11 protein-coding genes and 2 pseudogenes are annotated in these 12359 nt (G+C 60.6%); 7 read left to right on the top strand and 6 right to left on the bottom strand.

All coding sequences use genetic code 11. From position 1 onward, the window contains the following. Positions 1-67: 67 nt before the first annotated feature. Entirely contained in the window at positions 68-1513 is a 1446-nt protein-coding gene (locus tag BFP99_RS10460) for a SulP family inorganic anion transporter (protein ID WP_065925964.1), read from the top strand. Between the two features lie 131 nt (positions 1514-1644). On the opposite strand, the gene BFP99_RS10455 is transcribed toward BFP99_RS10460, so the two are convergent. Continuing rightward, positions 1645-2025: a lysozyme inhibitor LprI family protein gene (locus tag BFP99_RS10455; RefSeq protein WP_065947217.1), complete on the bottom strand. Its 381-nt coding sequence runs from the start codon at positions 2023-2025 to the stop codon at positions 1645-1647. A 247-nt stretch (positions 2026-2272) separates the two neighbouring features. Between BFP99_RS10455 and BFP99_RS10450 the strand changes: the two genes are divergently transcribed. Genes BFP99_RS10450 through BFP99_RS10435 form a run of 4 tightly spaced genes read left to right on the top strand, consistent with a single transcriptional unit; the run spans position 2273 to position 6358 of the window. After that, a complete protein-coding gene (locus tag BFP99_RS10450) occupies positions 2273-3622 on the top strand; it encodes a GntT/GntP/DsdX family permease (protein ID WP_235865606.1) in 1350 nt (449 codons plus the stop codon). A 12-nt stretch (positions 3623-3634) separates the two neighbouring features. Further along, positions 3635-4495, top strand: a complete 861-nt coding sequence (locus tag BFP99_RS10445; protein WP_065947215.1) for a MurR/RpiR family transcriptional regulator — start codon at positions 3635-3637, stop codon at positions 4493-4495. Position 4496: 1 nt separating this feature from the next. Further along, on the top strand, positions 4497-5960 hold the full coding sequence (locus BFP99_RS10440) for an N-acyl-D-amino-acid deacylase family protein (protein ID WP_065947214.1): 1464 nt from the start codon (positions 4497-4499) through the stop codon (positions 5958-5960). A 29-nt stretch (positions 5961-5989) separates the two neighbouring features. After that, entirely contained in the window at positions 5990-6358 is a 369-nt protein-coding gene (locus BFP99_RS10435; RefSeq protein WP_065947213.1) for a glyoxalase superfamily protein, read from the top strand. Between the two features lie 640 nt (positions 6359-6998). On the opposite strand, the pseudogene BFP99_RS34060 reads toward BFP99_RS10435, so the two are convergent. Further along, positions 6999-7592, bottom strand: a pseudogene (locus BFP99_RS34060) (methyl-accepting chemotaxis protein); the annotation flags it as partial. A 309-nt stretch (positions 7593-7901) separates the two neighbouring features. Continuing rightward, a pseudogene (locus tag BFP99_RS34055) lies at positions 7902-8918 on the bottom strand (methyl-accepting chemotaxis protein); the annotation flags it as partial. A gap of 262 nt (positions 8919-9180) precedes the next feature. Between BFP99_RS34055 and BFP99_RS10425 the strand changes: the two are divergent. Beyond that, positions 9181-9798 (top strand): FKBP-type peptidyl-prolyl cis-trans isomerase, encoded by a 618-nt coding sequence (locus BFP99_RS10425; protein ID WP_065947211.1) that lies wholly within the window; start codon positions 9181-9183, stop codon positions 9796-9798. A 60-nt stretch (positions 9799-9858) separates the two neighbouring features. Here the strand turns inward: BFP99_RS10425 and BFP99_RS10420 are convergent, their stop codons facing one another. The 3 genes from BFP99_RS10420 to BFP99_RS10410 all read right to left on the bottom strand — a co-directional run bounded on the left by BFP99_RS10420 (position 9859) and on the right by BFP99_RS10410 (position 11771). Further along, positions 9859-10116, bottom strand: a complete 258-nt coding sequence (locus BFP99_RS10420) for a PA4570 family protein (RefSeq protein ID WP_003194088.1) — start codon at positions 10114-10116, stop codon at positions 9859-9861. 159 nt (positions 10117-10275) lie between these two features. Continuing rightward, positions 10276-10617 (bottom strand): zinc ribbon domain-containing protein YjdM, encoded by a 342-nt coding sequence (locus BFP99_RS10415; RefSeq protein ID WP_017254008.1) that lies wholly within the window; start codon positions 10615-10617, stop codon positions 10276-10278. A gap of 185 nt (positions 10618-10802) precedes the next feature. Continuing rightward, positions 10803-11771, bottom strand: a complete 969-nt coding sequence (locus tag BFP99_RS10410) for a polyprenyl synthetase family protein (protein WP_065947210.1) — start codon at positions 11769-11771, stop codon at positions 10803-10805. Positions 11772-12010: 239 nt separating this feature from the next. Here BFP99_RS10410 and rplU point away from each other — a divergent pair, with 239 nt between their 5' ends. Next, positions 12011-12325 carry a 50S ribosomal protein L21 gene (gene rplU / locus BFP99_RS10405; RefSeq protein ID WP_003176051.1) on the top strand — a complete coding sequence of 105 codons (315 nt, stop codon included), beginning with the start codon at positions 12011-12013 and terminating at the stop codon, positions 12323-12325. Positions 12326-12359 lie beyond the last annotated feature (34 nt).

The raw sequence follows: 12359 nt of genomic DNA, 5'->3' as shown, positions 1-12359 counted from the left end.
CAGTCAGGATCGCGTTTGTCATCATTGATGGCTGAAGTTTTTACTGACTTATACTTTTTGGTACCTCATGAACCTCACTCGTCTGCGCGCCGATGCCCTGGCCGGCCTCACCACGTCCTTTGCGCTGCTGCCCGAATGCATCGCCTTTGCCCTGGTGGCTCACCTCAACCCGCTGATGGGGCTGTACGGCGCCTTTATCATCTGCACCCTCACGGCGTTGTTCGGCGGCCGGCCCGGCATGGTGTCCGGGGCGGCAGGCTCGATGGCGGTGGTGATCGTCGCGCTGGTGGTGCAGCACGGCGTGGAATACCTGCTGGCTACGGTACTGCTGGGCGGGCTGATCATGGTCGCGTTCGGCCTGTTGCGCCTGGGCAAGCTGGTGCGCATGGTGCCGCACCCGGTGATGCTGGGGTTCGTCAACGGCCTGGCGATCATCATTGCCCTGGCCCAGTTGGAACATTTCAAGAACGGTGAACGCTGGCTCAGCGGTACGCCGTTGTACGTGATGACGGGCCTGGTGCTGGTGACCATGGCCATCGTCTACCTGCTGCCGCGCATCACCCGTGCGGTGCCGCCGGCCCTGGTGGCGATCCTTGGCGTGGGCCTGGCCGTGTACCTGCTCGGCCTGCCGACCCGTACCCTCGGCGACATGGCCCACATCGCCGGCGGCCTGCCGAGCTTCGCGCTGCCGCAGATCCCCTGGACCCTGGAAACCCTCGGCATCATCGCCCCCTATGCGTTCCTGATGGCCATGGTCGGCCTGCTGGAAACCCTGCTGACCCTGAACCTCACCGACGAAATCACCGAGACCCGTGGCTACCCCGACCGCGAAAGCGTGGCCCTGGGCGCGGCGAATATGCTCTCGGGCCTGTTCGGCGGGATGGGCGGTTGCGCGATGATCGGGCAAACCGTGATCAACCTCAGCTCTGGCGGGCGTGGACGTTTCTCCGGGGTGTTCGCCGGGGTGATGATCCTGCTGTTTATTTTGTTTCTGTCACCGCTGATCGAGCGGATCCCGCTGGCGGCGCTGGTGGGGGTGATGTTCGTGGTGTCCCAGCAGACCTTCGCCTGGGCGTCCCTGCGGGTGATCAACAAGGTGCCGCTCAATGATGTGCTGGTGATTATCGCGGTAACAGTGATCACGGTGTTCACCGACCTGGCCACCGCCGTGCTGTGCGGCATCGTGATCGCAGCACTGAACTTTGCCTGGCAACAGGCCCGTGAGCTGTACGCCGATGAGCATCTGGAAGCGGATGGCAGCAAGCTCTATCGCCTGCACGGTACGCTGTTCTTTGCCTCGACGACGCCGTTCCTGAACCAGTTCGACCCGGCCAACGACCCCGCCCAGGTGACGCTGGATTGTCGTCACCTGAGCTTTGTCGACTACTCGGCGATTGCCGCACTGATGACCCTGCGCGAGCGCTACAGCAAGGCCGGCAAGCATTTGCGCGTGCTGCATTTGTCCGAACGCTGCAAGAAGCTGCTCAAGCGTGCCAAGGTTCACCACGACTGATCACATACCCCTGTAGGAGCGAGCTTGCTCGCGAAAAACCAGAGAGCGCCGCGGGCATCCAGAAAGCCCGCGTTGTCGTTGGCGATCTTCGCGAGCAAGCTCGCTCCTACAGAGGGCGATGCAGCCTTGCATTACGGCCCGACCAGGTCTTCCAGTTCCTGGGCGCGGGTCTGGGTCATGTCCAGCACGCAGCCGGTGCCGTTGACCTGGTCGATGGTGCCGCCGGTAGCCGAGCCGACGAAGGCACAATTGGCGTCACGGTACTTGATCCACAGGCGCTGCAGGTCCTGCAGTTGCTGCCTGCGGTTGCCTTCCTGGGCGGCGAGGGCGGTTCTGTAGGCTTTGTTCAGGCGCGTGTCTTGCACCTTGGTTTCCTTGACGTTGCAGCTGACCATGTCGGCAGTGGTATTGGCGCCGTCCATGCATTTTTTCAGCGCCGGGTTGTCGGCAGCGGCGGCAGTGCCGCACACGGCGAGAAGCAGGGCGCCGGCGGCGAGTGTGGTGCGAATCATGCTCGATTTTCCTGGCATCGGTGGATGTGCATTCTATGACTCAAGCCTCTTCGTTGAGTTTCCAGCCTTCTCTGAACTTCATGTAAGAACACCCCCCGAATTTTCATGCGCGGCCCTTGGGCATACCCCAACGCGACAGCGCTTATCTGTGGGCGAAAGTTACTTTCATAAAATTTGAAAATGCTCCTCGGTAATGATTTATGAGTTTCACAACCAACTCGACGTGACCCTTTCCGAGGAGTACCGCATGGCCGCATCACCGGGCTTCGGGCTGTTGGCATACGCTGCCATCGCCATCATTGCTTTGATCGTGCTGATCGCACGTTACCGGCTCAACCCGTTTATCGTCATCACCCTGGTGTCCATCGGCCTGGCGCTGATGGCCGGGATGCCGGCGGACACCATCATGGGTTCCTACGAGGCGGGCGTCGGCAAAACCCTGGGGCATATCGCCCTGGTCGTGGCGCTGGGCACCATGCTCGGCAAGATGATGGCCGAGTCCGGTGGCGCCGAGCAGGTGGCGCGCACGCTGATCAACCGTTTCGGCGAACGTAATGCCCATTGGGCCATGGTGTGCATCGCCTTCCTGGTGGGGCTGCCGCTGTTTTTCGAAGTGGGCTTTGTATTGCTGGTGCCGATCGCCTTTACCGTGGCGCGGCGCGTGGGGGTGTCGATCCTGATGGTCGGCCTGCCAATGGTTGCCGGCTTGTCGGTGGTGCATGCGTTGGTGCCGCCGCACCCGGCGGCGATGATGGCCGTGCTGGCGTATAACGCGTCGGTGGGGCAGACCGTGCTCTATGCGATCCTCATCGGTATCCCGACGGCGATCATCGCCGGCCCGGTGTACGCCAAATTCATCGTGCCGCGTATTCACCTGCCGGCGGAAAACCCGCTGGAACGCCAGTTCATCGAGCGCGAACCCCGTGAGCGTTTGCCGAGCTTTGCACTGACCATGGGCACCATCCTGTTGCCGGTGGTGCTGATGATGATCGGCGGTTGGGCCAACGTGATTTCCACCCCGGGTACGGGCTTCAACCAGTTCCTGCTGTTTATCGGCAACTCGGTGATCGCGCTGCTGGTGGCGACCCTGGTGAGTTTCTGGACCCTGGGCCTGGCGCAGGGCTTCAACCGCGAGTCGATCCTCAGGTTCACCAATGAATGCCTGGCGCCGACCGCGAGTATCACCTTGCTGGTGGGCGCGGGCGGTGGCCTGAACCGGATCCTCGTGGATGCAGGCGTCACTCATGAGATCCTCGGCCTAGCCCATGCCTTCCACTTGTCGCCGCTGGTGATGGGCTGGCTGTTCGCGGCGTTGATGCGGATTGCGACGGGCTCAGCCACGGTAGCCATGACTACGGCTTCGGGCGTGGTAGCCCCGGTCGCCCTGGGCCTGGGTTATCCACACCCGGAATTGCTGGTGTTGGCTACTGGCGCGGGTTCGGTGATCTTTTCCCACGTTAACGACGGCGGCTTCTGGCTGATCAAGGAATACTTCAATATGACGGTGATCCAGACCTTCAAGACCTGGACCGTATTGGAGACCCTGATCTCTGTGGTTGCCTTCGGTCTGACTTACGGTCTGTCCTGCATTTTGTAACCCGGAGCCTCCATGGACATCCTCTACCAGATCCGCGCCCGCCAGGATTCCTTCAGCGCCGGCGAAGGGCGTATCGCCAGGCTGATGCTGGAGGATGTGGGCTTTGCCGCCTCCGCCAGCCTGGAAGAGCTGTCCCAACGGGCCGAGGTCAGTACCGCGACCTTATCGCGGTTTGCCCGCAGTGTCGGTTGCCGGGACTTGCGCGATCTGCGCCTGCAACTGGCCCAGGCCAGCGGCGTCGGCAGCCGCTTCCTGGACCCGGCGGGGTTGCCTGAGCAGTCGGCGTTTCATCGGCAGATTCTTAGCGATATCGAGGCGACGCTGCGCCAGCATTTGTCGGGTTTCAACCAGGCCAGCTTTGTCGATGCGGTCAACCTGCTGGGCAAGGCGCGGATGATCCACGCGTTCGGCATGGGCGGGCCGTCGAGTTTGTGCAGCGATGAATTGCAGGTGCGCCTGGTTCGCCTGGGCTACCCGATTGCCGCCAGCCACGACCCGGTGATGATGCGTGTCACGGCGGCAACCCTGGGGCCGGAACACGCGCTGATCGTCTGCTCGCTCACCGGCCTCACCCCCGAGTTGCTTGATGTGGTGGCGCTGGCTCGCAACTACGACGCGCGCATCGTCGCCATCACCCTGGCCGACTCGCCCCTGGCGCAGTTGGCGGATGTGCTGCTGCCGCTGCAACCGGCCGAAACCAGTTTTATCTACAAACCCACGGCGGCGCGCTACGGCATGCTGCTGGCCATCGACCTGCTCGCCACCGAGCTGGCGCTGGCCCTGCCCGACGACAACCAGGAACGTTTGCGCCGGATCAAGCTGGCCCTCGACGATTATCGCGGCGGCCCTGACAGCCTGCCGCTTGGAGATTGATATGACGTACGACACGCTGATTCGCCAGGCGCTGATCATCGATGGCAGCAACACCGAAGGGTTTGTCGCCGATGTGGGGCTGCGTGACGGGCGCATCGAGACCATTGGCGACTTATCGACGGCGGTGGCCGCGCATGAAATCGATGCGACTGGCCGTGTGCTGGCGCCGGGCTTTATCGATGTCCACACCCATGACGACACGGTGCTCATCCGCCAGCCACAGATGCTGCCCAAGCTCAGCCAGGGCGTGACCACGGTGATTGTCGGCAACTGTGGCATCAGCGCCTCACCGGTGAGTTTGCGCAGCGATCCGCCGGACCCGATGAACTTGTTGGGCAGCGCTGCAGCGTTTGTTTATCCCCGTTTCAGCGACTATCGCAGCGCCGTTGAAAGCGCTCATCCAGCGGTCAACGTTGCGGCATTGATCGGTCACACGGCGCTGCGCAGTAACCACATGGACGACCTGCATCGCACTGCCACACCGGATGAAATCGCCGCCATGCGCGTGCAGTTGCACGAGAGTCTCGAGGCCGGCGCCCTCGGTTTATCCACGGGCCTGGCCTACGCCAGCGCGTTCAGTGCCGAGACCGATGAAGTGCTGCAACTGAGTGAAGAACTCACGTCCTTCGGTGCGGTGTACACCACCCATTTGCGCAGCGAATTCGAACCGGTGCTGGAGGCGATGGACGAGGCTTTTCTGATTGGCCGGCACGCACAGGTACCGGTGATCATTTCCCACCTCAAATGTGCGGGAGCGGGGAACTGGGGGCGTAGTCCGCAGCTGTTGGCAGCGTTGGAATCAGCGGCTAAAACCCATCCGGTGGGGTGTGATTGTTATCCCTATGCGGCCAGTTCCTCGACCCTGGACCTCAAGCAGGTGACCGACGCGTTTCGCATCACGATTACCTGGTCGACGCCGCACCCGGAAGTGGGTGGGCGCGACTTGCAGGACATTGCCGGCGAATGGGACGTCTCCCTGATGGACGCCGCCCGTCGTCTGCAGCCTGCGGGGGCGGTGTACTACGGGATGGATGAAGCGGATGTGCGACGCATCCTTGCGCATCCATTGTCGATGGTGGGGTCTGATGGGTTGCCCGAAGATCCGTTTCCACACCCACGCTTGTGGGGGGCGTTTCCACGGGTGCTGGGGCATTTCAGCCGGGATGTCGGGTTGTTCCCGTTGCATACCGCCGTGCACAAGATGACCGGCTTGTCGGCAGCGCGTTTTGGGTTATCCGAGCGTGGTGAAATTCGTGAAGGGCATTGGGCCGACCTGGTGTTGTTCGACCCGTTGCGGGTGCGGGATGTGGCGGATTTCAATGAGCCACAGCGGGCGGCGCAAGGCATTGACGGCGTGTGGGTCAACGGCGTGTTGAGCTACAGCGATGGTCGGGCGAACGGTCAGCGACCGGGGCGATTCCTGGCGCGCAGTGGGGATTTGCGTGGTGGGTTTTCGACTCTATAGTGGGCGCTTTCATACACGGAGCGATTGCCATGCACTTAGGAAAAGTCACCCCCATCCTGCGGATTTTCGATGAGGCCAAGGCCTTGGAGTTCTACGTCGACTTCCTGGGGTTCACGGTCGATTGGCAGCATCGCTTTGAGGCGAATTATCCACTCTATCTGCAAGTGTCGCTGGGCGATTGTGTGCTGCACCTGTCCGAACATCATGGCGATGCTTCGCCGGGCGCGGCGGTGCGGATTCAGGCGCAAGGGGTGGACACGTACCAGCAGCAGTTGGCAGGCAAGGATTACCGTTACGCCAAGCCTGGGGTTGAGGAAACGCCTTGGGGATCGCGGGAGATGAGCATCAAGGATCCGTTTGGGAATCGGGTGGTGTTTGTTGAGGAAGGTGAGGGCTGAGAGGCAAATCGCAGACAATAAAAAACCGCCTTAGTAGGGCGGTTTTTTATTGCAATCCCGGTTAGTAGCTGGGGTTGCATATTCAGCGGAAGCTATGACCAGCGAGAAGAATACTACTGCCGATTGTCGCGCCCCGCAAGGACTGGCCAAGGCCGACGATTTTCACGCATTTCACTGAATGTTTAAAAAAAACGGTGGCAAGAATTGGCAATAAATTAGCGGAGCTCTGCGGAGGGTTTTCTCATCGCCCGTCACACCTTCGATGAAGATGTTGGTTAGTATCACCCCCGTTCCAAGTATGTCGTTTGTAGGTGGCTGGGTATGCGCGCGGAATTATGGACCGAACGCCACGGGCTAGTAATCCGTGCCGGATTTATGCGGGAGGAACCAAAGCCCGGCCGCCTCATCGGAAGCTATGACCAGCATCCTAAGGCCCACATGTTCCGGTAAGTGTGCTGGAGGTAAGGCCCAACTTACGGAGGGCTGAGTATGTCTAAGTTTGCACGACGTACATGGAACCTCGTAGTGAACTGCCTACGTGCTTATCACGTATGGAAGTTCCTGCGGGACAGCTTCGATGACCGCTAACGTCTGAGAAGTGGAGCCGCTTCGGGTAATACCGAAGCGGCTTTTTGGTTTCTTAAACCCGGAAGTGACTGACCATCTGCTGCAACTGGCTACCCAAACGTGCCAGTTCCACGCTCGATTTTGCCGTCTCATCGCTCGCGGTGGCGGTCTGCTCGGACACGTCACGCACATTCACGATGCTGCGGCTGATCTCTTCGGCCACGGCGCTTTGTTGTTCGGCAGCGGCGGCGATCTGCTGGTTCATCGACTGGATGTTCGACACCGTGCGGGTAATGTTTTCCAGTGACACACCGGCCTTGCGCGTCAGTTCGACACTGCTGTCGGTGAGGCTGCGGCTGTTGTTCATCACGTTGGCGACTTGCTGGGTGCCGTTCTGCAAACCGGCGACCAGGCCTTCGATTTCCTCGGTGGATTTCTGCGTGCGCTGGGCCAGGCCGCGCACTTCGTCGGCGACCACGGCAAAGCCGCGACCGGCTTCACCGGCACGCGCCGCTTCGATCGCTGCGTTGAGGGCCAGCAAGTTGGTCTGTTCGGCCACAGCCTTGATCACGTCCATCACGCTGCCGATCTTGTTGCTCTCTTGTTGCAGGTGCGCCATGGCATCGGTGGAACGTTCCACTTCGGCGGCCAGGCGTTCGATCTGGGCGATGGCCTCGGCCACCACTTTATCGCCTGCGCGGGCCTGGCCGTCAGCGTCGGCGGCGGCCAGAGAAGCTTGCTCGGCGTTGCGTGCGACTTCCTGCACGGTGGCGGTCATTTCGTGCATTGCCGTGGCGACCTGATCGGTCTCGATCTTCTGGCTGTTCACACCGGCGCTGGTCTGCTCGGTGACGGCCGACAGTTCTTCGGCGGCGCTGGCGATCTGGGTCACGCCGTCGCGAATCCCGCTGATCAGTTCACGCAAGGTGGTGCCCATGCGCTGGATGCCTTGTTGCAGTACGCCCAGCTCATCGCGACGGGTGACCTGGATATTGTGGCTCAGGTCGCCGGAGGCGATGCGCTCAACCACGGCCAGGGTTTCCTGCAGTGGACGGGTGATCTGGCGGGTGATCACCAGTGCCGCGATGATACCCACCAGCAGCGCCAGCAGCGTGCTGATCAACTGCAGGCTACGGGCCTGGGCACTTTCGGCGTCGCGACGATCCAGCTGGATGTCGTAGAGCTTGTCGCTGATGGTGACGATGTCGGCGCCTTGGGTGGTCATTTCGGCACGGGCAGCCACGATGTTGGCGTTGGCCGTCTTGTAGTTTTGAACGGCTGTGCGATAGGCGCCCAGGGCGGTTTCCAGGGCGCTCAGCGCGCTTTGCTGGCTGGCGCCGAATGCGACACTGAGGCCTTTCAAGCCGCCGATGGCTTTCTCGATTTGTGCCGCAGCGCGGGCTTCGGTGTCCGGGTTGACGTTATTGGTGTAGCCACGCACTTCGTAGCGGGCTAACTGGAACGCTTGCTTGGCGTTGGTCACCGCCTGGAACTGAGTGAAGCGCTCCGGGCTGTCGGGCATCTGCTGCACGCTGGTGTCCAGCGCATCGATCTGGGCGTTGGCGATATCGGCCTTGTCCCCCATGACCTGGCGAGCAGCGTTGCCGTTACGGTAAGCCTCACGCATTTTGTTCAGGGATTGCTGATAAGCCGTGATGATGGCTTTCTGCTCGTTGAGCAGCTTGACGTTTTCCGGGCTCTTGAAGCTGTCCAGGAGTTTCTGTTGCTGGGCAGCGAAGGTGTCCAGGCTGGTCTGCACGTTCTGCGCCACGGCTTCGTCGCCGTTAGCGAGCATGTATTGCAGGCGCACGATGCGCAGTTTGGTCAGCGACGCGTTGAGCTGGGTGATATCGCTCATCCAGTTACTACGGTCGATCAGGCTGCCGAGGCTGGTCCAGCCGGTGAAGGCCAGGATTGAGGTGAGGACCAGTACCAGGCCAAAGCCCAGGCCCAGTTTGAGGTTGACGCTGATGTTACCGAACCAGCTGTTCATCGAATGCTCCGCGAAGGTGATTTTTTGTCTGCTGGACGGTGTTGTTGTTTGAGCCAGCCAAGGTGTGTAGGCCTGTATCGGCGAAAGGGTTTGAATCTGAAGCGCTTTTATCGTGCGTGCGACGAAGCGTCGCGATCCCGGTGCCGCTCTGCCGTGCAGGGCTCATCACGAGCGGGTCTTGTGTGCTAGTCTGCTGGCCCTTTTAGTTCAGGGCGGCGCGCACATCACTGTTTCCAGTGCTGCCCTACAGCGGAGCCTCTTCATGTCCGAAGTTAATCTGTCCACCGACGAAACCCGCGTCAGCTACGGTATCGGCCGTCAGTTGGGCGACCAACTGCGCGACAACCCACCACCGGGTGTGAGCCTGGACGCGATCCTGGCTGGCCTGACCGATGCATTCGCCGGCAAACCAAGCCGTGTTGACCAGGAGCAAATGGCCGCCAGCTTCAAGGTCATCCGCGAAATCATGCAAGCCGAGGCTGCTGCCAAGGCTGAAGCCGCCGCAGGCGCTGGCCTGGCGTTCCTGGCTGAAAACGCCAAGCGTGATGGCATCACCACCCTGGCTTCCGGCCTGCAATTTGAAGTGCTGACCGCCGGTGACGGCGCCAAGCCGACCCGTGAAGACCAGGTTCGTACTCACTACCAGGGCACCTTGATCGACGGCACGGTGTTCGACAGCTCCTACGAGCGTGGCCAGCCTGCAGAATTCCCGGTAGGCGGCGTGATCGCCGGCTGGACCGAAGCCCTGCAACTGATGAATGCCGGCAGCAAATGGCGCCTGTACGTGCCGAGCGAATTGGCTTACGGCGCTCAAGGCGTTGGCAGCATTCCGCCGCACAGCGTGCTGGTATTCGACGTCGAACTGCTCGACGTTCTGTAAGACCTGCTGGTTACCTGTGGGAACGGGGCCGTTCGTTCCCACAGTGTTTTGCCGGTGTGCTCATGGATGGAACTTGCCATTGAGCTCCGTCGCCGGGCGCAACGCTCGGGCATAGCAGAACAGAAACAGATTACGCACCACTTCCTTGAGCACTCCTGGTTCACTCGAACTCAGGCCGTTGACGTCCAGGTCACCCTGATCCTGCAATTCATTCAGCGCTTCTTCTTCCAGCACCGCACAGACTTCGCCGGTTTCCCGATGAAGGATGCGCAGGTAAGGGTGTGGGCGGTCGAGCCAGGCATCTATCAAATAAGTCATGGGTACATCTCCTTGATGGGTTTCAATGAGAATAATTCTTATTCGTAGAATAGCAAGTGCCTATTGGCAGTTTCCTGGTTTTTCTGTGTGGATATTGCGAGGGGTCAACAGGGAGGGCAAAACGCCATCCCGCGCGGGCGCGGGATGGATGCAGCAGGTTCAGACTTTGCGCACGAACTCGGACTTGAGTTTCATCGGGCCGATGCCGTCGATCTTGCAATCGATATCGTGGTCGCCGTCGCACAGGCGGATGTTCTTGACCTTGGTGCCGACCTTCACGACCAGGGACGTGCCCTTGACCTTGAGGTCTTTGATCACGGTGATGGTGTCGCCGTCCTGCAGGACGTTGCCCACAGAGTCTTTCTTCACGGTTTCATCGCCGGCTGCTTCGGCCTCGCCATTGGCGGACCACTCATGGGCGCATTCCGGGCAGATCAGCTGGGCGCCGTCTTCATAGGTGTATTCGGAATTGCATTTCGGGCAGGGTGGCAACGTGCTCACTAAAGCTCCTTGAGATTCAGGGATGACTAAAAGTCGCACATTATATAGGGTTTTGTGATGTTGCAGGCTGTATGAAATCCAAATGTGGGAGGGGGCTTGCCCCGATGACGGTGTTCCAGCCGATATATCGACTGGCTGATCCACCGCGATCGGGAGCAAGCCCCCTCCCACATTGTAGGTATGGCTTAGTGAGTACGGGCGACCGCAAACTCACTCAGCTCAACCAGGGCATCCCGGTACTCGCTGGCCGGAAGGGCTTGCAGGCACTTGATCGCACGGGCCACGTAGTCACGCGCCAGTTGCGCGGTGTACTCCAGGGAGCCGGAAGCTTCCACGGCAGCGCGGATGGCCTCCAGGTCTTCTATCCCGCCTTTCTGGATCGCCTTGCGCACCAGGGCCGCCTGTTCCGGCGTGCCTTCGCGCATGGTGTAGATCAGCGGCAAGGTCGGTTTGCCTTCGGCCAGGTCGTCGCCGACGTTCTTGCCCAAGGTCTCTGCATCGCCACGGTAGTCGAGCAGGTCGTCCACCAGCTGGAATGCCACGCCCAGATGGTCGCCAAAGGTACGCAGGGCTTCGGCCTGCTCGGCGGTCGCGCCACAGAGCGCGGCGGCACTGTGTGTGGAGGCTTCGAAGAGCATCGCGGTCTTGCCGCGAATCACTTCCATATAGGTTTCTTCGGTGGTGCTGGCGTCGCGAACCTTGGACAGCTGCAGCACTTCGCCTTCAGCGATGATGCGCGTGGCCTGGGAAAGAATCTTCATCACCGGCATCGAGCCCAGCTCGACCATCATTTCGAACGAGCGCGAGTACAGGAAGTCGCCCACCAGCACGCTCGGGGCATTGCCCCACATCGCATTGGCGGTCTCGCGGCCACGGCGCATGCCGGACATGTCGACCACGTCGTCATGCAGCAGGGTCGCGGTGTGCAGGAACTCGATGGTGGCGGCCAGCAGGCGCAGGTCATCGCCTTCGCGGCCCAGGGCCTTGCCACACAGCAGCACTAATAAAGGACGCAGGCGTTTACCGCCCGCCGACGTAATATAGTCGCCAATTTTGGAGACCAGCGGCACTTTAGACGTCAGCTGCTGCTTGATGATGCCGTCGACGGCGCTAAAATCGTCCGCGACCGCGCGGTAGAAAGCTTGGGGTTGCATCAGCGACAGTCGCTCCAGAAGGGTTGCGCGGCATGCTAGGACCCTGACCCCGTAGTGTCAAGGCGCGATAGACGGCCACTTGCAACACCCATTTACCTTGCGTACAATCGCGCACCCTGAACTTCCTGGGCAGCACCTGCCTTACGCAATTGCATTCGGGACGTCCATCCCATGCAGCCATGCCAGCCAATACCTCTTCTTATAAAGCGCTGGGTGAGCAGGATTATCGGAGAAATACCATGTCGTACGCAGTAATTGTTACTGGTGGCAAGCAATACAAGGTCGCCCCAGGTGAATACCTGAAGATCGAAAAACTGGAAATCGCTACCGGCGAATCCGTTACCTTTGATCGCGTTCTGTTGGTCGCCAATGGCGATGACGTGAACATCGGCGCTCCAGTTGTTGCTGGCGCTACCGTTGTGGCTGAAGTGATCTCCCAAGGTCGTCACGATAAAGTCCGCATCATCAAGTTCCGTCGTCGTAAGCACCACATGAAGCGTATGGGCCACCGCCAGTGGTACACCGAGATCAAAATCACCGGTATTCAGGCTTAATTTCAGCCTAATTCCTCACTAGGAGAATTGACTC

Source organism: Pseudomonas sp. 1 R 17 (genome assembly GCF_900067035.1).
Taxonomy (GTDB): domain Bacteria; phylum Pseudomonadota; class Gammaproteobacteria; order Pseudomonadales; family Pseudomonadaceae; genus Aquipseudomonas; species Aquipseudomonas marginalis.
This window is presented reverse-complemented; position numbering and strand designations above follow the sequence as displayed.

Bases quoted from the DNA above. Each gene is read 5' to 3' on its own strand.
- BFP99_RS10460 (WP_065925964.1), top strand. From the start codon at position 68: ATGAACCTCACTCGTCTGCGCGCCGATGCCCTGGCCGGCCTCACCACG.
- BFP99_RS10455 (WP_065947217.1), bottom strand. From the start codon at position 2,025: ATGATTCGCACCACACTCGCCGCCGGCGCCCTGCTTCTCGCCGTGTGC.
- BFP99_RS10450 (WP_235865606.1), top strand. From the start codon at position 2,273: ATGGCCGCATCACCGGGCTTCGGGCTGTTGGCATACGCTGCCATCGCC.
- BFP99_RS10445 (WP_065947215.1), top strand. From the start codon at position 3,635: ATGGACATCCTCTACCAGATCCGCGCCCGCCAGGATTCCTTCAGCGCC.
- BFP99_RS10440 (WP_065947214.1), top strand. From the start codon at position 4,497: ATGACGTACGACACGCTGATTCGCCAGGCGCTGATCATCGATGGCAGC.
- BFP99_RS10435 (WP_065947213.1), top strand. From the start codon at position 5,990: ATGCACTTAGGAAAAGTCACCCCCATCCTGCGGATTTTCGATGAGGCC.
- BFP99_RS10425 (WP_065947211.1), top strand. From the start codon at position 9,181: ATGTCCGAAGTTAATCTGTCCACCGACGAAACCCGCGTCAGCTACGGT.
- BFP99_RS10420 (WP_003194088.1), bottom strand. From the start codon at position 10,116: ATGACTTATTTGATAGATGCCTGGCTCGACCGCCCACACCCTTACCTG.
- BFP99_RS10410 (WP_065947210.1), bottom strand. From the start codon at position 11,771: ATGCAACCCCAAGCTTTCTACCGCGCGGTCGCGGACGATTTTAGCGCC.
- rplU (WP_003176051.1), top strand. From the start codon at position 12,011: ATGTCGTACGCAGTAATTGTTACTGGTGGCAAGCAATACAAGGTCGCC.